The organism is Pseudomonas sp. C2B4, assembly GCF_013359695.1.
GTDB lineage: Bacteria > Pseudomonadota > Gammaproteobacteria > Pseudomonadales > Pseudomonadaceae > Aquipseudomonas.
Genome location: NZ_JABFMU010000016.1, coordinates 21,485 through 44,289 on the forward strand (window position 1 = coordinate 21,485; position 22,805 = coordinate 44,289).

Here is a 22,805-nt window from a genome sequence, read left to right on the forward strand (position 1 = left end):
CTGCATCTGACGCCTTCGCGAGCAGGCTCGCTCCCACAGTTGATCGGTGGTACTCACAGAACCAAAGTGGGAGCGAGCCTGCTCGCGAAGCTTTTCCGGTTATTCCGGTAACTCGACCAACCCATCCACATCCGTCATCGCCCGCTCCAGCAAATCCGCCGGCAAGCTTTTGCTGGCCCTCGCCCCGAGCAACTTGAGCTGTTCACTGCGGCTGACCAGATTGCCACGCCCCTCTGTCAGCTTGTTGCGCGCTGCACTGTAGGCTTTATCCAGTTGCTGCAGGCGATTGCCGACTTCGTCCAGATCCTGAATGAACAGCACGAATTTGTCGTACAACCACCCGGCCCGCTCCGCGATCTCCCGGGCGTTCTGGCTTTGTCGCTCCTGTTTCCACAAGCTGTCGATAACGCGCAAGGTCGCCAACAAAGTGGTCGGGCTGACAATCACGATATTGCGATCGAACGCCTCCTGGAACAGGGTCGGCTCGGCCTGCAACGCGGCAGAAAATGCCGCTTCGATCGGAACGAACAGCAGGACGAAATCCAGGCTGTGCAAGCCATCGAGTCGCTTGTAATCCTTGCCGGCCAGCCCTTTGACGTGATTGCGCAAGGACAGTACGTGCTGCTTGATGGCGATCTGGCTGATGCCTTCGTCTTCAGCCGCCACGTACTGTTGATAAGCCGTGAGGCTCACTTTGGAGTCGACCACCACCTGTTTGTCGCCAGGCAAATAGATGATCACGTCCGGTTGAAAACGCTCGCCATCCGGACCTTTGAGATTGACCTGGGTCTGATACTCGCGGCCCTTCTCCAACCCGGCATGCTCAAGCACCCTCTCCAGAATCAGTTCGCCCCAGTTACCCTGGGTTTTCTGGCCTTTCAGGGCTCGGGTCAGGTTGGTGGCTTCATCACTCAGGCGCAAATTGAGTTGTTGCAAGCGCTCCAGCTCCTTGGCCAGCGAAAAGCGCTCCCGGGCCTCAGCCTGGTAACTTTCCTCGACGCGTTTCTCAAAAGACTGGATGCGTTCCTTCAATGGATCGAGCAATTGTCCCAGGCGCTGCTGACTGGTTTCGGCAAAACGCTGCTCGCGCTCATCGAAAATCTTCCCCGCCAGTTCGGCGAACTGCGCGCGCAGCTCGTCCCGCGAGCCCTGCAGATCGTTGAGGCGTTGCTGATGGCTTTCCTGTTGCTCACGCAGCTCGGCGTTGAGCGAGGCGGCCTGGGCGTCCAGGCGCCGCAATTCGGCGTCTTTACCCGCGCGTTCGATATTCCAGGCATGGGAGGCGTCGCGGGCATCGTCGCGTTCGATTTGCAGCAGCTCGACTTCGCGACGCACCGCGGCCAAGTCTGCTTGCCGGGCGGCATTGGCCTGACCGAGATCAGCGATTTCATCGCGACAGGCTTCCAGTTGCGCATTCAAGCCATCCTGCGCCAGATACGCCGTGGCCAGGCGCTCTCCCAGCAGCGCCACCTCGGCCTGCGCCGTGCTCGCCTTGCGTTGAAGTTGCCAGGCCAATACCAGTAACGGCAGAGCAGCGCCCGCCAGACCGAGCAATACGCTGGTCAAGTCCATAGCCATAGCCATTCCTGCCATTGAAATAAAGCTCGAAGGTTAACCAAGGCGCCAGGACTTGGACAGCTCAGTCTTCGATCAGGCCCAGTTCCTGCTGCGCGCGCAGATCCCCTGCCCGAGCGGCCTGACGCAAGAGATCCTGGCCGATCCGGCGGTCTCTCGCATTCCCGCATTCGCGGCACATCAACTGGCCAAGACGACTTTGCGCTTCCACGATCCCTTCACGGGCCGGCTGCTTGAGCAGTCGTCCGGCGATGTGTTTGACGTTCGTACTTTCGCCCAGGCGCGGGCTGTCCAGCAGCCATTCGGCCACGCGCATTGAAATGCGCTTGGGGGGTACAGGGGACGTTTTGGGAGTGGAGGAACCGGAAGGTGTACGAAACTTCATAAAGCACTGTGGGTAGATCGGAAGGCGCGCCACTCTACTCTTTTTTTCTTACAGGTAAAGGTGAAAAATCCCGGCACGCCCGTCCTAGAGCAAGCGCTCGGGACAATCCACAGAAGCTGTGGATAACTCAGTGGACAACCGCCCTTGAAGTCGCTCAAAGCCGTGTGGAATGGGGCCTGCAGTCAAACTGACGATTTTTTCACCAGTAAAAAAAAGCGATGTTTTTCATTGACTTAAATTTTGGTTACAGGCACCCACTGCACTTGAAGGCTAGATGACAGAGCGGTTACAGCCTGCGCAATTAATGTGCACAAGTACCTTCGTGGTGGTTATATCGGTGCCCTTTTTCGACGCATTTTTTTCTCCTGCCTGGGGATAAACCCGGGCAAACCCTTGATCCTGACTGCTCGCCACTGGTCGAATCACCCATACCGCCGGTCGGAATCCGGTCCATTACCGGGCGTTTCTGAAGCCTCTGATCCTGGAAAAATGACTGAGTGCCGATGCAAATGACCTGAGCGACCGATCTTTTTGGCTAACACACTTCCCTTCGACAGTTCAATCCGTTAGTATCCGCGGCGTTAGTACCAAGCTGAAAGTCAATTCTGGTCGAACAAATCCCCCCGGTCAGCCTTCCCAAAGGAAGCCTTCCACCGAACAAGCGGGATCGACCACCTCGATGGTTTCCAGGTAACTCCAGCGCCAACATTGCCTTTGAATCGAAAACAAAGGGTGTTGCAAAGCTCATTACTCTGACCGAACCAACCTGCAAATTGATCAGGATCTTCACCCCGGGCCCAGAACCTTTGCCCTCGATGTGTTGCCTGCCCTCCTAAGTACCTACCTGCCAGCCCAAGCGCGCCAATTATCAGCGCTTCAAACTGGCTGCTTTGTTCCAGTCGGGTTCTTCGTTCGACCAATGGTGGTCGTCGTTACTGGAACGTTTTAATTTTGCACGGCTCTTATCCGTGTCGCTTGTAGGAACACCCATGACTATGTCTACTCAAATCCATGCACAGGATGCCATTCGCACCCTAACCAACGCTTTTGCACCAATGAACTGCCTGATCATGGCCGCTCGCAAAGGCTGCTTCAGCTTTACCCTGGTCAACGAACACGGCATCGCCCGTCACAGCGAACGCCTGTACCCCGATCAATACTCCAGCGCTGAGCCGCTGCAGGCCGTGATCGAGCGTACCCGTCAGGCACTGGTTGCCTGAGACGCCAGCAAGGCTGAAACATAAAGGCCCCGCCCGAAAAGCGGGGCTTTTTGTTGCCCGCGATTTCACATCGCTGACTATCCGGTAAAGCACCAACCGATATAACGGTTATAACTGGAAGCTGGAAATATTTTAAAAACAGGCCTTTACGTAGCGAATATGACACTACACTTCAACTCAAGCGGCCTGTGCCGCTTCCGGCGAGCCTGAGTCGATTCACCGCTGCCAACGCTACCTTCAGGTTTCGCCGCCCATTTCATGTTTCGAGGGTTTTATGGGTATCGCTGCCAGCGAACTGTGCCGCTATGTGATCCGTCCGACCTTGATCTACCTGGGACGCCATAGCGCAACCGCCGAAGCCCTGCTGCTGGGCATTGCCGCCAGCCAGTCAGCCCTGGGTTCAGCACTGCACGACCGGCGTGGACACGGCCTGTACCGCATCGCCGAACCCCGCCATCAAGCACTTTGGGACCACTACCTGGCACTCGACCCCGAGCGCGCCAGCCTGGTTCGTGGCCTGGCCAGCCAGCATGCCTTTCTCAGTGGCCCACACCTGGAATTGACCGTCAACCTGCGTTACGCCACAGCCATTGCCTGGCTGCTGGTCGAAGAACAGAACACTCCCCTCCCCGAAGCAGACGACTTGTTGGGAATGGCCAGAATCTGGCGTCAGACCTTCCAACCCCAGGGTCGCCTGAGAGACTTCACCTACGCCTGGCAAACCTGTGTTTCACCGCTGAATCAGGTAGCCTGCTAACCACCCCTGGATCCAAAGATCGCACAACAGGTCGCGAATCTGGTCGGATTGTCCTACAAAACCGCTCTAAATCAAGCGATACAGCCTATGGCGCTGGGACGAAAATGTTGGTAATTTTCGCCCCGGTGATCACCAGGAGTTCTAATAATGAAAAAAGTAATGCTCAAAACCACCATTAGTCTCGCCGTTGCCATGGCATCCACCCAGATCTTCGCAAGTGGCTTTGCCCTTAACGAACAAAGCATCAGCGGAATGGGTACTGGTTTTGCCGGGCGTTCTTCTTCTGCCGACGACGCATCCACAGTTTTCGGCAACCCTGCCGGCATGTCTCGCCTCAAGCGCGAACAAGTCACCGGCGGTGTTGCATTTATCGACGCACACACCGACATCAGCGATGCCAGCTCCCGTCCGAACGGCGGCACCAACAAAGGCGACATGGTCCCTTTCATGGGCGTGCCGATGGGCTACTACGTCAAGCCAATCGATGACCAGTGGGCGGTCGGTTTCGGCGTCTACGCGCCATTCGGCCTGGTCACCGATTACGAGAACGGCTTTGCCGGCCGTTACTTCGGCAGCAAGAGCGAAGTTCAAATCGTGACCCTGCAGCCAACCGTCAGCTACGCCTTTAACGACAAGGTGTCGATCGGCTTCGGTCCGACCATCAACCGTATCGACGGTAAGCTGGAATCGAGCCTGTCGCTGGATCCTCGCGCACCGGACGGTGAAGTCAAGATCAAGGGTGACGACACCGCACTGGGTTACAACATCGGTATTCTGGTGCAAGCCACCGACAGCACTCGCGTCGGCCTGACCTACCACTCGAAAGTGAAGTACAAGCTCGACGGTGACACCAAGGTCAACTACGGCCTGCTGGCAGCGCTGGGTCAGAACCCGAACCAGAAGTTCGATGCCTCACTCGACATTACGACACCTGAGTCGGTTGACTTCTCTGTGACCCATCAGCTGAACGACCAGTGGACCCTCTATGCAGGCAGCACCTGGACTCGCTGGAGCCGCCTGAAAGAAATCTCTGTCGAAAACGAAGGCGTACCTGCAGCGCTGGCCGCACGCGGGTTTGGCACCATCACTGAAGAGCAGAACTGGCACGACACCTGGGCGCACGCCATTGGTGCTTCCTACCAGCTGAACAAGCAGTGGGTACTGCGTACCGGTCTGTCCGTTGACCAGGCGCCGACCAACAACGAAAACCGCTCCCCTCGTATCCCGACTGGCGATCGCACGATCTTCAGCCTGGGTGCCGGCTGGAGCCCGACCGACGACCTGACCATCGACGTGGCGTATTCGTACCTGAAGGAAGAGGACGTCAAGATCAACAACAGCAACGGTGCTCCTCGCAACCAGAGCTACAGCGCCAAGTATGAAAACTGGGCGAATGGTTTCGGTATCGGTGCAACCTACCGCTTCTGATGATCCTCGGCGAGCCTGAACCCCTCGCCGCCTGAATCGAAAAAGCCCCGCGCTCTTGTACAGAGGCGGGGCTTTTTAGTGGCTGTGTAGGAGCGAGCTTGCTCGCGATGGACGTTAACGATAACGCGTGCTTCTGAATAAACGCGTCGGCCTTGAGTCCATCGCGAGCAAGCTCGCTCCTACAGGGTTTAAGCCGTTTCAGATCATGGAGTGGAAGCCAATGGTGGGGATGCCAGGGCTTTCTCTACAGCCTCGATAAACTCAGGATCATCCGGCTTGGTCAGGCTGGAGAAACTGGCAATCACCTTGCCCTGGCGATCGACCACGTACTTGTAGAAATTCCACTTCGGCGCACTGCTCTGTTTGGCAAGGACCTTGAACAGCGGCGTGGCATCGTCGCCGCGGACTTTCTGCGGCTCGGTCATGGTGAAGGTCACGCCGTAATTGACGTAGCACACCTTGGCGGTCTCGGCGCCATCCTTGGACTCCTGTTTGAAGTCATTGGAAGGCACGCCGATCACCTCCAGCCCCTGGTCCTTGAACCGCTGATTCAACGCCTCGAGGCTTTTGAATTGCGGTGCGAAACCACAAAAGCTGGCGGTATTGACCACCACCAGCGGCTTGCCGGCAAAGCGTTGGCACAAATCGATGGACTCATTGGCGCGCAACTTGGGCAATGAACCTTGCAGCAGCGCCGGGCACTCTGCCGCCTGAGCCAATCCGGTAAACGCTACCAGTAACGCGGGAACTGCAAACCAGCGCATCAGCATGTCGGTGCTTCTCTGTGAGGAATCGTCAGGCTCGAAGTTACTCGCCCTGACATCCTGCTAGCAAGCCTCTGCCTGGCAAGCCCCGTTCTAGCAAGCACCCATGCCCAACTGCATCAAGGCCAGCCCGCCCTGATGCCAGCCCCACCACGCCAGGGCCAGCAGCAAGGCACAGACAGCTAAAAGTGTGATTCGCGGCCAGAGACTGTTCATGTCGCACTCATTGAGGTTTGCAGACGTGCCACCGGTTGCTCACGCACCGGCCAGTTGAGGGCGGCGGCCATCAGGCTCAGGAGAATCGCTACCTGCCAGATCAAGTCATAACTCCCGGTTCGATCGTACACCACCCCGCCCAGCCAGCCGCCGAGGAACGAGCCGAGCTGGTGGAACAGGAAAACTATCCCACCGAGCATGGACAGGTTTCGTACGCCGAACAAGGTCGCGACCGTGCCGTTGGTCAAAGGCACCGTCGACAGCCAGAGGAAGCCCATGGCCATGCCGAACAGATACGCGGTGGTCGTGGTAACGGGTGCCCACAGGAACAACAAAATCACTACCGCCCGTAACAAATAAAGACCTGTGAGCAACCGTGGCTTGGACATGCGCCCGCCCAGCCAGCCTGCGGTGTACGTGCCGAAGATATTGAACAGGCCGATCAGCGCCAACACCGTGGTACCGACGGAGGCTGGCAGATGTTGATCCACCAGGTACGCCGGCAAGTGCACGCCAATGAACACCACCTGGAAACCGCAGACAAAAAAGCCGAACGCCAACAACCAGAATCCCGAATGGGAACAGGCTTCGCGCAGGGCTTCGGACAGGGTTTGCTCATGTCCCAGCACCGGCAGGGGTTTGTCCTTGAGCATGCTCACCAGCGGCACGATCAGCGCCACCAGCAACCCCAGCGCGAGCAGGGCCGCCGACCAGCCGAGCCAGCCGATCAACCCCAGCGTGCCGGGCAACATGGCGAACTGGCCGAACGAACCGGCGGCGCTGGCAATGCCCATGCCCATACTGCGCTTCTCCGGTGGCACCGCGCGCCCGACCACGCCGAGGATGACCGAAAACGAAGTACCCGACAGGCCGATACCGATCAACAGGCCGGCACTCAACGACAAGGTCACTGCCGAATCGGACAAGCCCATGAACACCAGGCCCAGGGCGTAGAAAACACCACCGATGAGTACCACTTTCGCCGCGCCAAAGCGGTCGGCCAGCGCGCCGGTAAAGGGTTGCGCCAGACCCCAGATCAGGTTTTGCAGGGCAATGGCGAAGGCAAAGACTTCACGCCCCCAGCCGAACTCGGCGCTCATTGGCGCCAGGAACAGCCCGAAGCCATGTCGCACTCCCAGAGACAACGCAAGAATCAGCGCACTCCCCAACAGCACCCAACCGCACGTACGCCACATCGATGTCATTCTTGTTCTCCGGTCGCGGGTATATACCCGCTTAAGATCGAACAAACCGGCATCACGCCAGTTCGTCCAGCAACTTCAATAACGTTTCGCGCTTTTCCGCGCCCAGGCGCTCAACCAATCGCTGTTGCGCGGCCTCCCAGGCCGGTAAGGCTGCTTTTAGCCGCTCGGCCCCGGCGTCGGTCAGCAGAACGATGCGATTGCGCATGTCCTCGCCTTCCACCAGCGTCACCAAGCCATCGCCCTCCAGTACCCGAAGATTGCGTCCCAGGGTGCTGCGATCCAGGCCCATGGCTTCGGCCAAAGTGGAAATGCTCGGTTGATTCAGGCGCTGCAGATTGCACAGTAAAGAATACTGCGCGACGTTGATCCCGAAGCCATCGAGAGCGCCGTCGTAATGCCTGCTGACGCCACGGGCGGCGCGACGCAGGTTGATGCATAAACATTGGGAGTCGAGCATGGTGCGTGTATATACCCGCGGTTGAATGAATGCAAATTTATGTTACATCAACCCGCTGTAGGAGCGAGCTTGCTCGCGATGGACGTCAACGATAACGCGTGCTTTCTGAATAAACGCGGTGGTCTTGAGTGCATCGCGAGCGAGCTCGCTCCTACGGGACTAGCGCCAGCCCTACGAGCACCGCCATCTCGAGCAACTCCAGCAAGGCCCCCGCCGTATCGCCTGTCGTTCCACCCAAGCGCCGTAGCATCACTTGCCTCAGCCAGACAGATAGAAGCACCGCCAGCACCACAGCGACAACACCGGCAAAGCCAGCAATCACTACACAAACCACCCCACTGGCCACCAACACCTGCTTGCCCGCCAATCGCGGAAGATGATCGGCCAGCGCCTGCCCCAAACCACCAGGACGCACATAAGGCGTGGTCAGGAACAGTCCCAGCAATGCACTGCGCCCCAGCAATGGAACGATGATCAACGCCACGGCGTGCTGCTGCTCGATCAATGCCAGCAACGCGGCGAACTTCAACAGCAGCACCAACACCAGGGTAACCACCGCGATCGGCCCGCTGCGCGGGTCTTTCATGATGGTCAGTGTGCGCTCACGGTCACCGAAACCGCCCAGCCAGGCATCGGCGCTGTCGGCCAGCCCGTCCAGGTGCAGGGCACCGCTGAGCAACACCCAGACCGTCAGCAACAGCGCGGCATGCAACAACGGCGGCGTGCCCAGCAACAGCCAGTTCGACGCGCACAAGATCCCGCCGAACAACAAACCCACCAGCGGATAAAACAGCAGCGACCGCCCCAACTCCTGCGGTGCCGGCATGCCCGGCAAACGAATCGGCAGGCTACTCAGGAACTGCAGGGCGATCCAGAACGGCAGCATGATCAGTGGACTTCCCTTAACAAACCATTGGCCTGCACCGAAAGCTTGAACAACGCACCATGTCCCACTTCAACATTGAGCAACTGTTCCCGGGGCAAGCCCCGTGCCCGCGCCAGCAACAACCGCATGACCCCGCCATGGCTGATCAGCAACACGCGCTCGCCGGCGTACGCTGTCTGCAAACGCTCGACCGCCGATAACACTCGCTCCGAGAAGTCGGCTACCGGCTCACCCTGAGGCGGGGTGAATGAATAGGGATCAGCCCAGAACAGGCCCAAGGCCTCGGCATCCGTCTCCATCAGCGCCGCGGCGCTCCGCCCTTCCCAGCGACCGAAGTGCAGTTCCTGCAGATTCCGATCGAACGCCACCGGCAAACCCATCTGCCCGGCAAGCTCTTCAGCGAATCGCGCACAACGCTGCAACGGCGAGCTGATCACTCGGTCCCATGGGCCCTGCTCCATCACTGCTGCGCGCATCTGCTGCCAGCCCTTTTCGGTCAGCGCATCGTCGAGGCTGCCGCGCAAGCCGCCCCCCAGTTCGGTTTCACCGTGACGCAGCAGGTCCAGGCGAAAGGTCATGCCGGACGATCCGCAACCGCGGCTTCGGCGAATGTCGCCATTTGCCCGTGCAGGTCGCAGGCCAGGCGCAGCAAGGGCACGGCCAGTGCGGCCCCGCTCCCCTCGCCCAGACGCAAGCCGAGATCGAGCAGCGGCTCGGCGTCCAGGGTTTCCAACACATGACGATGACCTGGCTCGGCGCCACGATGACCGAACAGCAACCACTGTCGGCAGTCAGGATTCAAGCGCACGGCAACCAAGGCCGCGACGCTGCAGATGAAGCCATCCACCAGAACGGCGATGCCCTCCTGGGCGCACGCCAGATAAGCGCCGACCAGTGCGGCGATCTCAAAACCGCCCAGGTTGAACAGGGTTTGCAACGCATCGCCGCGCTGTGCCCCGTGCAGGGCCAATGCGCGCTCGATCACCTCAGCCTTGTGGCTGACCCCCGCCGCATTCAACCCGGTGCCCGGGCCGGTCAGGTGCACCACCGGGCAATCCAGCAAGGCACAGGCCAGTGCACTGGCGGCGGTGGTGTTGCCGATCCCCATCTCGCCACCGATGAATAATTGCGCACCGAGCGCTTTCGCCCGCAGCACACTGTCTCGACCGGCCTGCAACGCCAGTTCGCCTTGAGCCACGGTCATTGCCGGCCCTTGTGCAAAATTCGCCGTGCCCGGGCCGACGTTCAGGTGCCGCACCCCCGGAAGATTCAGCGATGGCGTTACCGTTCCCAGGTCAACCACCTCAAGGGAAGCGCCCAACTGCCGCGCCAACACGCTGATCGCCGCACCGCCGTTGACGAAGTTGTGCAGCATCTGCCCGGTGACTTCCTGGGGAAACGCCGACACCCCTTCGGCCACCACGCCGTGATCGCCGGCGAAAATCGCAATCCATAGCTGATCGAGGCGCGGCTTGACCTGCCCCTGCAACCCGGCCAGTTGCACCGCCACCGCTTCGAGACGACCGAGCGACCCGGCGGGTTTGGTCAGTTGCTGCTGACGCGCCGCAGCCAGTTCGATCGCTACGGCATCCACCGATTTGCACGGGTCCAGCCACCAGGATTGGCTCATAACGCAGTTCCTTTCAAAGTCAGGGGCAGGCCGGCGACGGTCAGGACGACTCGCTGACAACGCTCGGCCAGAGCTTGATGCAGCCAACCGGCTTCATCGACATAGCGGCGAGTCAATTCGCCCAGCGGCACGACACCCATACCGGTCTCGTTGCTCACAAAAATGATTTCCCCCGGCAACGACTCCAGGCACTCCACCAAAGCATCACGCTCAGCGTTCAGACGCTCGGCATCGCCCTGCATCAGCAGGTTGGTCAGCCACAGGGTCAGGCAGTCCACCAACAGGCAATGATCGGCGTGGGCGTTTTCGCGCAGGACTCGGGCCAGTTCCAGAGGTTCTTCGATCAAGGCCCATTCGGCCGGACGACGGGCGCGGTGATGGGCGACCCGCTCGTTCATTTCGCCGTCCAGCGGTTGGCTGGTGGCGATGTAGGTCACCCGGAGTTGGCTGTCTGTTGCCAGTTTTTCAGCCAGGCGACTTTTGCCGGAGCGGGCGCCGCCGAGAATCAGTTGGAGCATGGTTCATTCCTTAAAAGCTTCAGTGTTTCGGCTGCCGCATTCGCGAGCAGGCTCGCTCCCACATTGGAATGCGGTCTACTGTGAGAGCGAGCCTGCTCGCGAAGAGGCCGGAACAGTCACCCTAGATTCCACAGAGCTCCCGCAGCAGTCCGGTATCCAGATGCTTCTCCACCAGATCCGCCAAGCGCTCGATGTCCCGCTCGCGCAATCCGTGGTAATCCACATCCTGCACCGCCTGCAATCCTGCCCAGCGCAACAGCGCACTGCACGCCGCCGGCGACTCGAACAGGCCATGCAGATAGGTGCCGAAAATCTGCCCATCGACACTTTGCGCACCGTCGCAGCGTCCGTCATCCAGTTGCACTGCCGCGTTTTCCAGCGCCGGCCCGGTGGTCACGCCAGCGTGGATTTCATAACCGCTGACGTCAGCGTTTTCCAGCGCCAGGCGCCCGCGCACATTGCGCAGTTGCTTCTCTGCTTCGAGTTGCGTTTCGAACGCCAGTAATCCCAACCCAGTGCTGGAACCCGGTGCGCCTTCAAGGCCCAGCGGATCATGCACCTGCGCGCCGAGCATCTGCAGGCCGCCGCAGATGCCCAGCACTTTTCCACCGTAGCGCAGGTGCCGGGAGATTGCGGTTTCCCAGCCATTGGCCCGCAGGTGCGCAAGGTCGCTGCGCACGCTTTTCGAGCCGGGAAGAATGATCAGGTCAGCCGGTGGGATCGCCTGGCCAGGGCCGATGAATTGCAAGTCCACTTGCGGGTGCAGGCGCAGCGGATCGAAGTCGGTGTGGTTGCTGATACGCGGCAGCACCGGTACTACCACTTTCAACACCTGCTCGGCCTTATCGGTCTGGCGCTGATCGATACCGTCCTCGGCTTCCAGGTGCAGATCCATCACGTAAGGTAAAACGCCGATCACCGGTTTGCCGGTGCGTTGTTCCAGCCAGTCCAGGCCGGGTTGCAACAAGGCAATGTCGCCGCGAAAACGGTTGATGATGAAACCCTTGACCCGCGCCTGCTCGCTGGGCGACAGCAATTCCAGCGTACCCACCAAATGGGCGAACACCCCGCCACGGTTGATGTCTGCGATCAGCACCACCGGGCAATCCACTGCTTCGGCGAAGCCCATGTTGGCAATGTCGCCGGCTCGCAGATTGATCTCGGCAGGTGAACCGGCCCCTTCGACCATCACCACCGGATAGGCCGCACTCAACCGTGCATGGGAGGCCAGCACCGCTTGCATGGCGATGGCCTTGTAGTCGTGATAGGCCACGGCGTTCATGGTCGTGACGGCACGGCCGTGGATGATCACCTGAGCGCCGGTGTCGCTGTTGGGCTTGAGCAGCACCGGGTTCATGTCGGTGTGCGGTTCGAGAAAAGCAGCCTGGGCCTGCACCGCTTGCGCGCGACCGATCTCGCCACCGTCGGCCGTCACCGCGCTGTTGAGGGCCATGTTCTGCGGTTTGAACGGCACCACGCCGACACCCTGACGTGTGGCCCAGCGACATAGCGCAGTCACCAGTGTGCTTTTACCGGCATCCGATGTGGTGCCCTGCACCATCAAGGTGGTCATGAAAATTCCTTGGCAAAATCGTCGAATGCGGCGGCGAGGCGCGCCCAGTCCGTTTCATCGGCCGGCAAGCCGAAACGCAAGCTGCTGTTTTGCGTGAACAGGCGCAGCAGAATGCCGCGTCGTGCCATGAATTCATGCAGCTCTTCGGCGCGCTCGGTGATCAGCCACTGGAACAAGGCACAACCGCCCTGGGGTTTGAAGCCATACTGCTCGAGCAACGACGCCAAGCGTTCGCTGGCGTCCTCGGCGCGCACCCGCTGCCGCGCATGCCCTTCGGTATCGCGCAAGCATGCCTGGCCCAGCACCCGGGTCGGCCCGCTCACCGCCCAAGGCCCGACCTGTTCGGCGAGCAATTTGAGCAACTTGCGCTCGGCCAGGACAAATCCCAGACGCACGCCGGCCAGGCCGAAAAACTTGCCGAACGAACGCAGCACGATCAAACCGACCTGATGGGCAAACGGCGCCACACTCAGGTGCGGCGTGTTGTCCATGAAGGCTTCGTCCACCACCAGCCAGCCACCGCGCTGGGCCAGCCGCGAATGCCAGTCGAGCAATCGGGCGGGGGTCAGGCTCAGCCCCGTGGGATTGTTCGGGTTGACCACCACCAGCACATCGAGGCTGTCGACGAAGAAGTCGACCTCCTGCTCCAGCACTTCGCGCACGATGTAGCCATTGCGGCGCCAGGCTTCGGCATGTTCGGCATAACAGGGGGACAGTACGCCGACCTTGCCTGCACGGCGCAAACGCGGCAGCAACTGGATCGCCATTTGTGAACCGGCCACCGGCAACGCGTGCAGGGTGCCGTAGTAATCGCAGGCGGCCTGCTCCAGCCCGTCATCGGTTTCCGGCAGCCGCGCCCAGGCTCGCAGCGGGATGTCCGGAATCGGAAACGGCCAGGGCGCCAGGCCGCTGGACAGGTCTAGCCAATCGGCTTCCTCGATGCCGTATTCGAGCGCCGCCTTGCGCAACCGTCCACCGTGCTCAAGCATAAAATTCAGCCCCCACGCAGAGAATCAGCAGCCATAACCATACCCCGCGCTGGACCAGTTGCCAGCCGCGGTCGATGGAGTCGGCGTCTGCCGGCACACCTTCGCCCAGTTGCGGACGTTCATGCCGTTCGCCGTGATAAATCGCCGGCCCACCCAACTCGACACCCAACGCACCGGCACCGGCGGCCATCACCGGACCGGCATTCGGGCTGTCCCAGGTCGGGCCCTGGGTGCGCCAGCATTTCAAGGCGAGTCGGGTTTTGCCCAGCAGCGCGTAGGTCAACGCTACCAGCCGCGCCGGAATGTAATTGAGCACATCGTCAATCTTCGCCGCGGCCCAGCCGAAACGCTCGAAGCGTTCGTTGCGATAGCCCCACATCGCATCCAGGGTGTTGCTCAAACGGTAGAGCACCACGCCCGGCGCTCCGGCCACGGCAAACCAGAACAGGGCGGCGAACACGGCGTCACTGCCGTTTTCCAGTACCGACTCGGTGGCGGCACGGGCGACTTCGGTCTTATCCAGCTCACTGGTCTGGCGGCTGACCAGGTAACCGACACGAGTGCGCGCCAGATCAAGATCATCGCTGCGCAAGGCCTTGGCAACCGGTTCAACATGTTCGCCGAGGCTGCGCATGCCGAGGGCGCAATACAGCGCGAGAATCTCGACGACCCAGCCGACATAGGGTGCCCAGGAAAATGTCGTGGCCAACAATGTCAGGGGTAATACGGCGATGACCCACGCGGTGACGCCATGACTGCGCCAACCGCGACCACCACCATTGAAACGCTGCTCGATACGGTCGGCAAAACGGCCGAACGCCACCAGCGGATGCCCGCGCTTGGGCTCGCCCAACAGCGCATCCAGCGCCACGGCGGCGACACTCAACAACGCCACACTCATGGACGCACTCCCCAAAAATTCTCGTACAACAGTTCACTGAGCGGACGCTCTTGCGCCCAGCCTTCAAGCACCAGCATGGGTGCCGGATAAAAGGCCTTGACCGGTCCCAGGCACAAAATGGCCAACGGCTTGGCACCGGGCGGCAGGCCCAGCAAGTCCGCCAGCGCTTGCGGCTCGAACAGCGAGACCCAGCCCATGCCGAGCCCTTCAGCGCGGGACGCCAGCCACAGGTTCTGGATCGCGCAGGACAAGGACGCCATGTCCATTTCCGGCAAAGTGCGTCGACCGAAGATATGCCGTTCGCGATCATCCATCAGCGCGGCCACCAGCACCTCGGCGCAGTCGTTGATGCCTTCGACCTTCAGTTGCATGAATTCGTCGGTACGTTCACCGAGGGCTTCGGCGGTGCGGATGCGTTCTTCTTCCACCAGCCCCTGGATCTTGCCGCGCAAGGTACGGTCGCTGATGCGAATGAAACGCCAGGGCTGCATCAGGCCGACACTCGGCGCCTGGTGCGCGGCTTCAAGCAGGCGACGCAGCAGCTCGGGCTCGACGGTGCCGCCGCTGAAGTGGCGCATGTCGCGGCGTTCGCCGATGGCTCGGTAGATTGCTGCGCGCTCCGCTTCGGAAAATGCGTTGTCGGTCATGGCCTCTTCGCGAGCAGGCTCGCTCCCACATTGGACCGCGTTTCTTCAGTCAGAACACTTTCTACTGTGAGAGCGGCGGTGCGACGATTCGACTTGCTCGCGAAGGCGGCCCCACGGTCAGGCGCAAAGAGCGAGGCAATCGCCGACGGATTGGACGGAAAATAAAAATGTACATAAGAAGCGGTCATCCGCCCCTCACGATAAACCGCCTCCGCCCCACGTCCGCCGTTGGGACTCAAGCCACGGGCAATCGGCGTCAGTTCAGTGGTGGTCAGCGAATGATGATAGGTATGTCCGCGCAGCGAACCTTCCGGCAGTTCGACCGCCTGCAAGGCCAACGCGGCAAGACGTTTTTGCATCACCGCATCGCCGTTCAGCAAACCCACCAGCTCTGCGCGAGTGCCTTCGACATCGGTCAGCGAATCGAGCAGATACAGCATGCCGCCACACTCAGCGAGCAACGGCTTGCCAGCGACGTGATGTGCGCGGATCGCTTCGATCATTGAAGTGTTCTGCGACAGGGCCACATGGTGCAGTTCTGGATAACCGCCTGGCAGATACAGGCTGTCTGCTTCCGGCAAATCGGCATCACGGATCGGCGAGAAAAATCGCAGTTCGGCGCCCATCGCCCGCAGCAAATCGAGACTGGCGCCATAGGTGAAGGCAAACGCTTCGTCCCGAGCCACGGCAATGCGCACGCCGGCCAGCAATGGGTCGGCTGCGATCACATCCGGCGCGGCGAATTCCACCGCCGGTGGCAGCGCGACTTCGCAACTGCTGGCCAAGGCATCGGCCGCCGCATCGAGGCGCGCATCAAGATCGTTCAACTCGCTGGCTTGCACCAGACCGAGGTGCCGGCTCGGCAATTCGATCCCGGTTTCCCTCGACAGGGCGCCATACCAGCGAAGACCTTCGGTGAGGCTGCCCTCAAGCAATTGTGCGTGACGCAAGGTGCCGACGCGGTTGGCCAGGACGCCGGCAAACGGCAAGTCCGGCTGATAGCGCGCCAACCCCAGGGCCAGCGCGCCAAAGGTCTGGGCCATGGCGGTGCCATCGATCACGCCCAGCACAGGTACGCCGAAGTGCCGCGCCAGGTCAGCGCTGGACGGCGTGCCGTCGAACAATCCCATCACCCCTTCGATCAGAATCAGGTCAGCGTCGCCGGCGGCTTCCCACAACAGGCGACGACTTTCCTGCTCGCCGACCATCCACATGTCCAGTTGATACACCGGCGCACCGCTGGCGCGCTCGAGAATCATCGGGTCGAGAAAATCGGGGCCACATTTGAACACGCGAACCTTGCGCCCTTGATTGCGATGCAAACGGGCCAGTGCGGCTGTGACGGTGGTCTTGCCCTGACCGGAGGCCGGCGCGGCAATCAGAACCGCGGGGCAATGACGGGGTTGATTCACAGCTCGACGCCTTTTTGCGCTTTGATTCCGGCCTGGAAGGCGTGTTTGATCATGCCCATCTCGGTGACGGTGTCGGCCAGTTCGATCATCTCTGGCTTGGCGCCGCGACCGGTAACGACCACGTGCTGCATCGGCGGACGCGCCTGCAAATCGCTGAGCACTTGATCGAGATCGAGGTAACCGTGCTTGAGCGCGATATTCAATTCATCCAGCACCACCAGGCCGATGGACGGATCGCGCAGCAGTTCCTGCGACACGGCCCAGGCCGCTTCAGCGGCGGCGATATCACGCTGACGGTCCTGGGTTTCCCAGGTGAAACCCTCCCCCATCACGTGAAAACGCACCTGCTCCGGGAAGCGCCGAAAGAACAACTCTTCACCCGTGCTGTTGCGTCCCTTGATGAACTGCACCACGCCGCATTGCATGCCATGCCCCAGGGATCGGGCGAGCATGCCGAACGCCGAGCTGCTCTTGCCTTTACCGTTGCCGGTCAGCACCAGCAGCAGGCCACATTCGTTCGGGGAATTGGCGATGCGTTCGTCGATCACGGCTTTTTTGCGCAGCATGCGCGCCAGATGGCGTTCGTCGCGATCAGGGATATCAGTCATGGGGGAGCTCTCCGTTGAGGCTGGATAACGGCGGGCAGGCACAAGAATAGACGGCAAGAAGCCTGGCATCGCCCACCGTGATGCCGCTTGGATGGATCAGGCCGGTCTCCGGGCTCATGAGTGGCGTTGGCCGGACTGCGCGCCTTCCCATGTCATCGACACAGTGGCTCAATGCGCAGTTTTCTACTCATTTACCGTTGCGGGGGCAGCGCCGGAATTGCAGGCCTTCGTATTCCGAAGTGCCCCCTCACCGGCTTCCCTGTTTCACTCTGTCGACCCAAGCCACAGAGCACCTGAAACAAGCCGCGAAGGTTAGAGGGTTGGGGGTGGAGCGTCAATTGAAGACGGGGCGTATCCGTGAATAACAGCCGCCCATCCATAAATTGACGTCAATCTTGTGCCACACTCCCAGCAGTGATATCAAAGAGCCATAACCCCAACAACACAATAACAAGGGTGAGCCCAATGCAAGGCATGATCATCAGCAATCCGAAGCTGGAATTCCTGCGCCCGGTGCTGGAGCGCTGGTTCGAGTGTATCGATCGCTACAACGTCGTACGCGGTGACAATGAAACACCGTACTGGCTCGACGAAAAAGCCAATCTCGGCTTGCTCTCGGCCGCCGCCTGGATGGCGGAGACGATCACCCTGCAACAATCGCCCACCCGCAAACAGGTCGAGGAAGGCGAACGCAACGGTCGAGCCGACCTGTTTATCGCCACGCCCGAAGCACGCGCCTGGCTGCAGGCCACGCAACGCTGGCCCCGGGTCAACAGCCTGAATCTGACTCAAGCCCTGCTCGACATCACCAGCACCGCCAGACAAATCAGCTACGCCAGTGACCTGAAGCTCGGCTGCCTGTTCGTCGCACCGCAAAAAGCCCAGCACGGCGCAACGCCGGAAGAACTGCAGGACATGGTCGACGACTTACAAAAGGAGCACACCTGCGCCGTGGCCTGGTATTTCCCTTACGCCTACCGCAAGTTGCGCGATGAAGCGGGCCATTATCATCCGGGCATCGCCGTATTGCTCAAGGAGGCTCGCGGCTGAAGGGTTGAACCATCCTGCTTCCAGGCTTCTCTATGATTAAATCAAGGCATTCATAGGGAAGATCAGCAATGCGCACGTCTCAGCTCGCTTTCGTTATCGCCCTCGCCGGAGGGCTCGCCGCCTGCGGCGAAACCTCCAGCCTGCAAGTCTCCGACGGCACCGGCCCGTCACCCAAGCTGCCCGAACCGAACAAGACGCTGATCCCGACCGTGAACATCGCCCCCGCCATCGGCTGGCCGGACGGCGCAAAACCCGTCGCGGCCGCCGGTACGCAAGTGGCCGCGTTCGCAGAAGGCCTCGATCACCCGCGCTGGCTTTACGTGCTGCCCAATGGCGATGTATTGGTCGCCGAGACCAACGCGCCGCCCAAGCCCGATGACGGCAAAGGCATCAGGGGTTGGGTCATGAAGAAAGTCATGGGGCGCGCCGGGGCCGGGGTGCCGAGTCCGAATCGAATCACCCTTTTGCGGGATACGGACCATGATGGCATCGCCGAAACCCGCACTGTTTTTCTGGAGAATCTCAACTCCCCCTTCGGCATGACCCTGGTCGGCAATGACCTGTACGTCGCCGATACCGACCGCCTGTTGCGCTTCCACTATGAACATGGCGACACGGCGATCAAGTCGCAGCCGATCAAAGTGGTCGACCTGCCGGGTGGCCCCCTGAATCACCACTGGACGAAAAATGTCATCGCTAGCAAGGACGGCAGCAAGCTGTACGTCACGGTCGGCTCGAACAGCAACGTCGGCGAAAACGGCATGGACCAGGAAGAAGGCCGCGCGGCGATCTGGGAGGTGGATCGCGCCACCGGAAACCATCGGATCTTCGCTTCAGGGATTCGCAACCCGAACGGCCTGGCCTGGGAACCCACCAGCGGTGCTCTGTGGACTGCAGTCAACGAGCGGGATGAAATCGGCAGCGACCTGGTGCCCGATTACATCACCTCCGTGAAGGACGGCGGGTTCTATGGCTGGCCTTACAGTTACTACGGTCAGCACGTCGACCTTCGTGTCGAACCGCAGAACCCCGAGTTGGTGGCCAAGGCCATTGCCCCAGACTATGCGGTCGGCCCCCATACCGCCTCGCTCGGCCTGACCTTTGCCGAAGGCAACAGACTGCCGGCGCAGTTCAAGGAAGGCGCCTTTATCGGCCAGCACGGCTCTTGGAACCGTAAGCCCCATAGTGGCTATAAAGTTATTTTCGTGCCCTTCAGCGCAGGCAAACCGACCGGGCAGCCGGTGGATGTGCTCACGGGTTTTCTCAATGATGACGAAAAAGCCATGGGGCGGCCGGTGGGCGTGGTGATTGACCAGCAAGGCGCTCTGCTGGTGGCGGATGATGTGGGGAACAAGGTGTGGCGAGTGTCAGCAACCAAATAGAACCACAAATCACTGTGGGAGCGAGCCTGCTCGCGAATAGGCCAGCTCATTCAACATCAATGGTGCCTGTCGTACCGCATTCGCGAGCAGGCTCGCTCCCACAGAGGCTCAGTGATTACCGCTTACGACAAAGGGTCAGCCCATCCCCCAGCGGCAACAACGACAAATCCACCCGCGAATCATCTTTCAAGGCTCGATTCAGCGCCTGGATAGCGCGGGTATCTTCACTCTCCGGATTAGCCTCAAGCACCCGCCCGCTCCACAGCGTGTTATCGAACACGGCCAGACCGCCCGTGCGCAACAGACGTAACGCATGCTCCAGATAGGCTGGATAGTTGGCCTTGTCGGCATCGATAAAAACCAGATCGAACTGGCCTGACGAGTCCAGTTTGCCCAGGGTTTCCAGCGCCGGCGCCAAGCGCAGATCAATGCGATCGGCTAAACCTGCCTCCTGCCAGTAACGTTGCGCGGTGGCGTTGTAATCGCCCGGAATGTCGCAGCAGATCAGCGAACCGTCTTCCGGCAAGGCCGCCGCCATGCACAGGGCGCTGTAACCGGTGAAGGTGCCGACTTCCAGCACGCGCCTGGCGCCGGTGAGTTTCACCAGCAGCGCAAGAAACTGCCCCTGCTCCGGTGCTACCTGCCAGCGCGCCATGGGCAGCGCCTGGGTTTCGTCGCGCAGGCGCTTGAGCAGCGGCGTTTCACGCAGGGACACATCAAGCAGGTACTGATAGAGCGAATCGTCGAGATTGAGCGTACGAGCGGTCATGACCACGACCTCCGGTTGTTACGGATTTCGCGCCAGGTGCTCCGGTTGCAGGACGCGCTTGGCGCTCAGGTAGGCTTTTTGCCAATACGCCTTGGACAAGCTGTCGAGCTTCACCGTGCCGCCGGTTGCAGGGGCATGGACGAAGCGGCCTTCACCGACATAAATACCGGCATGGCTGACCTGGGAGCCGCCATTGGTGGCGAAAAAAACCAGATCGCCGGTTTGCAGGCCTTCCTTGCCGACATTGGCCGCCTGCATGGAGATCATTTCACGGGTGGTGCGCGGCAAACTGATGCCCGTGACATCACGGTACACGTAGCCGATCAGCCCGCTGCAATCGAATCCGGAATCCGGTGTATTGCCGCCCCAGCGATAAGGCGTGCCCACCAGACCCAACGCGCGGAACAGCACGTCTTCCGCTTCAGGCGAAAAGGCTTGGGAAGGACCGAAAACGATGGGCGCGCGAACCACCGGCGCTGGCGGCGGTGTGCGACTGGCGCAGGCGCTGAGCAGCGCTGCGAAAAGCATGATTGCGAGGCGGGCCGACGTCGACATAGGCAGAGCATCCTGATCTGGCTGCGGCTTTTTTCTGCAAGGGGCGCAGAAAAGAAAACCGCCTGCGCAGTACGCAGGCGGTTTGCCATCATTCATGAATCAGATTCTAGCGCTTATGCGGCGAACTTCAAGTAAGACTTTAACTTAGCCTTACAAAATGTCTGCTTACTTGCGCGCCGTGACGATCGGGCTTGCAGCAGGCGCCATCGCGAGGGCGCGCTTGGCTTCGATGAAGGTCTTGCTCCAGTAGCTGTCGCCCAGGCTGTCGATCCGCACACCACCGCTTTTGCGGCTGCTGGAATGGATGAACTGGTTGTCACCCAGGTAGATCCCGGCGTGACTGACGCGACCGCGACGGCCATTGGTGGCGAAGAACAGCAGGTCGCCCGGCTCCAGCTTGCTGCGAGAGACCAGTGGCGCGTCCACGTTGATCATTTCGCGGGTGGAGCGCGGCAGGTTCATGCCGGCTTCTTCACGAAACAGATAACCGATGAAGCCGCTGCAATCGAAACCGGCTTCAGAGGTACCGCCGAAACGGTAACGGGTACCGATCAGGGACATGCCGCGTTCGAGAATGCTGTCGGCCAGAACCGGAAGCTGATAGGACTTGCCGTCGGCAAAGGCGGCCAGTTCTTTTTCGGTCGCCACTTCTTCCTGGAAAAGAGAATCCTGATAACGAACGGAAGATTGGGCAACAACGGAATTTTGTACCTGCTGTTGTTGTGCTTGTTGAGCCACTGGAGTGTGGGCAGCGCAACCGAACAACAGGGTAACGAGTGCGAGGGGCACGAGGGGTGCAAAGCGCTTTAGCATGGGCACGACCGTGGCTGATAGTTGTAAAGAAGCCGAGACTATGCCCGCTATCAACCTCATTTGCAAATTCAATCGAACTTTTTGTGACTTCCCGGTTTCCCGGCGACATCTAAGCGCTTAAGCCCATTTTGATCATTTGCGTAGCCTGCACCCGGCAGGAAAGCGCATTTTCTGGCGCCTGGAATATGCCGAAAGTCGCTGCAGGCCGCAGATCCAGCGGCCCAGGCTACCAGCCCAGCGTTTCTTTCAGGAAGGGAATGGTCAACTTGCGTTGAGCTTGCAGGGAGGCCTGATCGAGTCTTTCAAGCAACTCGAACAACGCACTCATGCTGCGCGTCCCACGGGTCAAAATGAAATGCCCGACTTCATCCGTCAGGTGCAGGCCGCGACGGGATGCGCGTAACTGCAGCGCACGCAATTTGTCTTCATCGGAGAGCGGGCGCATCTGGAAGATCAAAGCCAGGGTCAGACGGGATTTGAGGTCCGCCAGCTTCACCGGCAGCTCACGCGGGGAGGTCGATGCGGCAATCAGCAGACGCCGACCACTGTCACGCAGACGATTGAACAAATGAAACAGCGCTTCTTCCCAATCCGCCTTCCCTGCCACTGCCTGCAGATCATCCAGGCAAACCAGTTCGTACTGTTCAAGGTTATCGAGAATTTCGACGCCACGATCCATCAACTCGGCCAGCGGCAGATACACCGCCGGTTCACCCATCTGCTCAAAACGCAGGCACGCGGCCTGCAACAGATGCGTACGCCCCACCCCGTGCTTGCCCCAGAGGTAAATCAGGCTTTCGGTCCAGCCGGCGTCGGCTTCGCATAGCCGCTCGACATAGCCGAGTGCAGCGGCATTGGCGCCTGGGTAGTAGTTGATAAAGGTGGCGTCGTCACGCAGACGCACACCTAGGGGCAGCTGAATCGGTTTCATGCTGACTGAACAGTTCCAAAGGAACCGTTAGTGGCCTCTGTGTAAAGTTTGCGAAGTTTATACCCGTGAAGCCGACGGCACAATGCGACACACCACAAGCAAAATCAAAGGTTTGCGATAGCAGCCCGGTTTTA

General features: G+C 60.3%; 25 protein-coding genes and 1 riboswitch. Of the genes, 5 read left to right on the top strand and 20 right to left on the bottom strand.

Annotated elements, in window-relative coordinates:
* Positions 1-99 precede the first annotated feature (99 nt).
* Both rmuC and HNQ83_RS13040 read right to left on the bottom strand, forming a co-directional pair.
* A complete protein-coding gene (gene rmuC, locus HNQ83_RS13035; protein ID WP_175389410.1) occupies positions 100-1,464 on the bottom strand; it encodes a DNA recombination protein RmuC in 1,365 nt (454 codons plus the stop codon).
* Between the two features lie 175 nt (positions 1,465-1,639).
* Positions 1,640-1,960 (bottom strand): sel1 repeat family protein, encoded by a 321-nt coding sequence (locus tag HNQ83_RS13040; RefSeq protein WP_306156413.1) that lies wholly within the window; start codon positions 1,958-1,960, stop codon positions 1,640-1,642.
* A gap of 995 nt (positions 1,961-2,955) precedes the next feature.
* Between HNQ83_RS13040 and HNQ83_RS13045 the strand changes: the two genes are divergently transcribed.
* The 3 genes from HNQ83_RS13045 to HNQ83_RS13055 all read left to right on the top strand — a co-directional run bounded on the left by HNQ83_RS13045 (position 2,956) and on the right by HNQ83_RS13055 (position 5,365).
* Entirely contained in the window at positions 2,956-3,180 is a 225-nt protein-coding gene (locus HNQ83_RS13045; protein ID WP_003204606.1) for a hypothetical protein, read from the top strand.
* A 274-nt stretch (positions 3,181-3,454) separates the two neighbouring features.
* A complete protein-coding gene (locus HNQ83_RS13050) occupies positions 3,455-3,937 on the top strand; it encodes a hypothetical protein (RefSeq protein WP_175389340.1) in 483 nt (160 codons plus the stop codon).
* Between the two features lie 147 nt (positions 3,938-4,084).
* Entirely contained in the window at positions 4,085-5,365 is a 1,281-nt protein-coding gene (locus tag HNQ83_RS13055) for an OmpP1/FadL family transporter (RefSeq protein WP_175389341.1), read from the top strand.
* Between the two features lie 203 nt (positions 5,366-5,568).
* Here the strand turns inward: HNQ83_RS13055 and HNQ83_RS13060 are convergent, their stop codons facing one another.
* The 14 genes from HNQ83_RS13060 to cobO form a co-directional block, all read right to left on the bottom strand.
* Positions 5,569-6,135, bottom strand: coding sequence for a glutathione peroxidase (locus HNQ83_RS13060; RefSeq protein WP_175389342.1), 567 nt, complete (start codon positions 6,133-6,135; stop codon positions 5,569-5,571).
* An 87-nt stretch (positions 6,136-6,222) separates the two neighbouring features.
* Entirely contained in the window at positions 6,223-6,345 is a 123-nt protein-coding gene (locus tag HNQ83_RS31185; RefSeq protein ID WP_256668968.1) for a hypothetical protein, read from the bottom strand.
* A complete protein-coding gene (locus HNQ83_RS13065) occupies positions 6,342-7,550 on the bottom strand; it encodes an MFS transporter (protein ID WP_175389343.1) in 1,209 nt (402 codons plus the stop codon). Before HNQ83_RS13065 ends, HNQ83_RS31185 begins: the two co-directional genes overlap by 4 nt.
* Positions 7,551-7,602: 52 nt before the next feature.
* The gene (locus tag HNQ83_RS13070; RefSeq protein ID WP_175389344.1) at positions 7,603-8,007 is read right to left on the bottom strand and encodes a MarR family winged helix-turn-helix transcriptional regulator; all 405 of its coding nucleotides are present in this window, start codon (positions 8,005-8,007) and stop codon (positions 7,603-7,605) included.
* A gap of 151 nt (positions 8,008-8,158) precedes the next feature.
* Positions 8,159-8,893 (bottom strand): adenosylcobinamide-GDP ribazoletransferase, encoded by a 735-nt coding sequence (locus tag HNQ83_RS13075; RefSeq protein ID WP_175389345.1) that lies wholly within the window; start codon positions 8,891-8,893, stop codon positions 8,159-8,161.
* Positions 8,894-8,895: 2 nt separating this feature from the next.
* Positions 8,896-9,471, bottom strand: a complete 576-nt coding sequence (cobC, locus tag HNQ83_RS13080) for an alpha-ribazole phosphatase family protein (RefSeq protein ID WP_175389346.1) — start codon at positions 9,469-9,471, stop codon at positions 8,896-8,898.
* Complete coding sequence (gene cobT, locus HNQ83_RS13085; protein WP_175389347.1) at positions 9,468-10,523, bottom strand: nicotinate-nucleotide--dimethylbenzimidazole phosphoribosyltransferase; 1,056 nt, start codon at positions 10,521-10,523, stop codon at positions 9,468-9,470. Before cobT ends, cobC begins: the two co-directional genes overlap by 4 nt.
* Positions 10,520-11,041 carry a bifunctional adenosylcobinamide kinase/adenosylcobinamide-phosphate guanylyltransferase gene (cobU, locus tag HNQ83_RS13090; RefSeq protein ID WP_175389348.1) on the bottom strand — a complete coding sequence of 174 codons (522 nt, stop codon included), beginning with the start codon at positions 11,039-11,041 and terminating at the stop codon, positions 10,520-10,522. The genes cobT and cobU overlap by 4 nt, the downstream gene beginning before the upstream one ends.
* 121 nt (positions 11,042-11,162) lie before the next feature.
* Positions 11,163-12,614 carry a cobyric acid synthase gene (locus HNQ83_RS13095; RefSeq protein ID WP_175389349.1) on the bottom strand — a complete coding sequence of 484 codons (1,452 nt, stop codon included), beginning with the start codon at positions 12,612-12,614 and terminating at the stop codon, positions 11,163-11,165.
* A complete protein-coding gene (gene cobD / locus HNQ83_RS13100) occupies positions 12,611-13,603 on the bottom strand; it encodes a threonine-phosphate decarboxylase CobD (protein ID WP_175389350.1) in 993 nt (330 codons plus the stop codon). The genes HNQ83_RS13095 and cobD overlap by 4 nt, the downstream gene beginning before the upstream one ends.
* The gene (gene cbiB / locus HNQ83_RS13105; RefSeq protein WP_175389351.1) at positions 13,596-14,504 is read right to left on the bottom strand and encodes an adenosylcobinamide-phosphate synthase CbiB; all 909 of its coding nucleotides are present in this window, start codon (positions 14,502-14,504) and stop codon (positions 13,596-13,598) included. The genes cobD and cbiB overlap by 8 nt, the downstream gene beginning before the upstream one ends.
* Positions 14,501-15,151, bottom strand: coding sequence for a 5,6-dimethylbenzimidazole synthase (gene bluB / locus HNQ83_RS13110; protein ID WP_175389352.1), 651 nt, complete (start codon positions 15,149-15,151; stop codon positions 14,501-14,503). The genes cbiB and bluB overlap by 4 nt, the downstream gene beginning before the upstream one ends.
* Positions 15,148-16,563 carry a cobyrinate a,c-diamide synthase gene (locus HNQ83_RS13115; RefSeq protein ID WP_175389353.1) on the bottom strand — a complete coding sequence of 472 codons (1,416 nt, stop codon included), beginning with the start codon at positions 16,561-16,563 and terminating at the stop codon, positions 15,148-15,150. The genes bluB and HNQ83_RS13115 overlap by 4 nt, the downstream gene beginning before the upstream one ends.
* Entirely contained in the window at positions 16,560-17,171 is a 612-nt protein-coding gene (gene cobO / locus HNQ83_RS13120; RefSeq protein ID WP_175389354.1) for a cob(I)yrinic acid a,c-diamide adenosyltransferase, read from the bottom strand. Before cobO ends, HNQ83_RS13115 begins: the two co-directional genes overlap by 4 nt.
* A gap of 81 nt (positions 17,172-17,252) precedes the next feature.
* A riboswitch (cobalamin riboswitch) is annotated at positions 17,253-17,483 on the bottom strand.
* Between the two features lie 153 nt (positions 17,484-17,636).
* Between cobO and HNQ83_RS13125 the strand changes: the two genes are divergently transcribed.
* Both HNQ83_RS13125 and HNQ83_RS13130 read left to right on the top strand, forming a co-directional pair.
* Positions 17,637-18,221 (top strand): hypothetical protein, encoded by a 585-nt coding sequence (locus HNQ83_RS13125; protein WP_175389355.1) that lies wholly within the window; start codon positions 17,637-17,639, stop codon positions 18,219-18,221.
* Between the two features lie 68 nt (positions 18,222-18,289).
* The gene (locus HNQ83_RS13130; protein WP_175389356.1) at positions 18,290-19,603 is read left to right on the top strand and encodes a sorbosone dehydrogenase family protein; all 1,314 of its coding nucleotides are present in this window, start codon (positions 18,290-18,292) and stop codon (positions 19,601-19,603) included.
* Between the two features lie 115 nt (positions 19,604-19,718).
* Here the strand turns inward: HNQ83_RS13130 and HNQ83_RS13135 are convergent, their stop codons facing one another.
* From HNQ83_RS13135 to hda, 4 genes are all read right to left on the bottom strand, one after another.
* A complete protein-coding gene (locus HNQ83_RS13135) occupies positions 19,719-20,372 on the bottom strand; it encodes an O-methyltransferase (protein WP_175389357.1) in 654 nt (217 codons plus the stop codon).
* An 18-nt stretch (positions 20,373-20,390) separates the two neighbouring features.
* Positions 20,391-20,927, bottom strand: coding sequence for a C40 family peptidase (locus tag HNQ83_RS13140; protein ID WP_175389358.1), 537 nt, complete (start codon positions 20,925-20,927; stop codon positions 20,391-20,393).
* Positions 20,928-21,092: 165 nt separating this feature from the next.
* Positions 21,093-21,740: a C40 family peptidase gene (locus HNQ83_RS13145; protein WP_175389359.1), complete on the bottom strand. Its 648-nt coding sequence runs from the start codon at positions 21,738-21,740 to the stop codon at positions 21,093-21,095.
* A 226-nt stretch (positions 21,741-21,966) separates the two neighbouring features.
* The gene (gene hda, locus HNQ83_RS13150; protein ID WP_150772678.1) at positions 21,967-22,671 is read right to left on the bottom strand and encodes a DnaA regulatory inactivator Hda; all 705 of its coding nucleotides are present in this window, start codon (positions 22,669-22,671) and stop codon (positions 21,967-21,969) included.
* Positions 22,672-22,805 lie beyond the last annotated feature (134 nt).

Coding starts and splice junctions, on each gene's coding strand:
- cbiB (WP_175389351.1), bottom strand. CDS start 14,504: ATGAGTGTGGCGTTGTTGAGTGTCGCCGCCGTGGCGCTGGATGCGCTG.
- cobO (WP_175389354.1), bottom strand. CDS start 17,171: ATGACTGATATCCCTGATCGCGACGAACGCCATCTGGCGCGCATGCTG.
- HNQ83_RS13065 (WP_175389343.1), bottom strand. CDS start 7,550: ATGACATCGATGTGGCGTACGTGCGGTTGGGTGCTGTTGGGGAGTGCG.
- HNQ83_RS13095 (WP_175389349.1), bottom strand. CDS start 12,614: ATGACCACCTTGATGGTGCAGGGCACCACATCGGATGCCGGTAAAAGC.
- hda (WP_150772678.1), bottom strand. CDS start 22,671: ATGAAACCGATTCAGCTGCCCCTAGGTGTGCGTCTGCGTGACGACGCC.
- HNQ83_RS13055 (WP_175389341.1), top strand. CDS start 4,085: ATGAAAAAAGTAATGCTCAAAACCACCATTAGTCTCGCCGTTGCCATG.
- HNQ83_RS13040 (WP_306156413.1), bottom strand. CDS start 1,960: ATGAAGTTTCGTACACCTTCCGGTTCCTCCACTCCCAAAACGTCCCCT.
- HNQ83_RS13125 (WP_175389355.1), top strand. CDS start 17,637: ATGCAAGGCATGATCATCAGCAATCCGAAGCTGGAATTCCTGCGCCCG.
- cobC (WP_175389346.1), bottom strand. CDS start 9,471: ATGACCTTTCGCCTGGACCTGCTGCGTCACGGTGAAACCGAACTGGGG.
- HNQ83_RS13135 (WP_175389357.1), bottom strand. CDS start 20,372: ATGACCGCTCGTACGCTCAATCTCGACGATTCGCTCTATCAGTACCTG.
- bluB (WP_175389352.1), bottom strand. CDS start 15,151: ATGACCGACAACGCATTTTCCGAAGCGGAGCGCGCAGCAATCTACCGA.
- HNQ83_RS13075 (WP_175389345.1), bottom strand. CDS start 8,893: ATGCTGCCGTTCTGGATCGCCCTGCAGTTCCTGAGTAGCCTGCCGATT.
- HNQ83_RS13145 (WP_175389359.1), bottom strand. CDS start 21,740: ATGCTAAAGCGCTTTGCACCCCTCGTGCCCCTCGCACTCGTTACCCTG.
- HNQ83_RS13140 (WP_175389358.1), bottom strand. CDS start 20,927: ATGTCGACGTCGGCCCGCCTCGCAATCATGCTTTTCGCAGCGCTGCTC.
- HNQ83_RS13060 (WP_175389342.1), bottom strand. CDS start 6,135: ATGCTGATGCGCTGGTTTGCAGTTCCCGCGTTACTGGTAGCGTTTACC.
- HNQ83_RS31185 (WP_256668968.1), bottom strand. CDS start 6,345: ATGAACAGTCTCTGGCCGCGAATCACACTTTTAGCTGTCTGTGCCTTG.
- cobU (WP_175389348.1), bottom strand. CDS start 11,041: ATGCTCCAACTGATTCTCGGCGGCGCCCGCTCCGGCAAAAGTCGCCTG.
- cobD (WP_175389350.1), bottom strand. CDS start 13,603: ATGCTTGAGCACGGTGGACGGTTGCGCAAGGCGGCGCTCGAATACGGC.
- HNQ83_RS13045 (WP_003204606.1), top strand. CDS start 2,956: ATGTCTACTCAAATCCATGCACAGGATGCCATTCGCACCCTAACCAAC.
- HNQ83_RS13130 (WP_175389356.1), top strand. CDS start 18,290: ATGCGCACGTCTCAGCTCGCTTTCGTTATCGCCCTCGCCGGAGGGCTC.
- HNQ83_RS13070 (WP_175389344.1), bottom strand. CDS start 8,007: ATGCTCGACTCCCAATGTTTATGCATCAACCTGCGTCGCGCCGCCCGT.
- cobT (WP_175389347.1), bottom strand. CDS start 10,523: ATGAGCCAATCCTGGTGGCTGGACCCGTGCAAATCGGTGGATGCCGTA.
- HNQ83_RS13050 (WP_175389340.1), top strand. CDS start 3,455: ATGGGTATCGCTGCCAGCGAACTGTGCCGCTATGTGATCCGTCCGACC.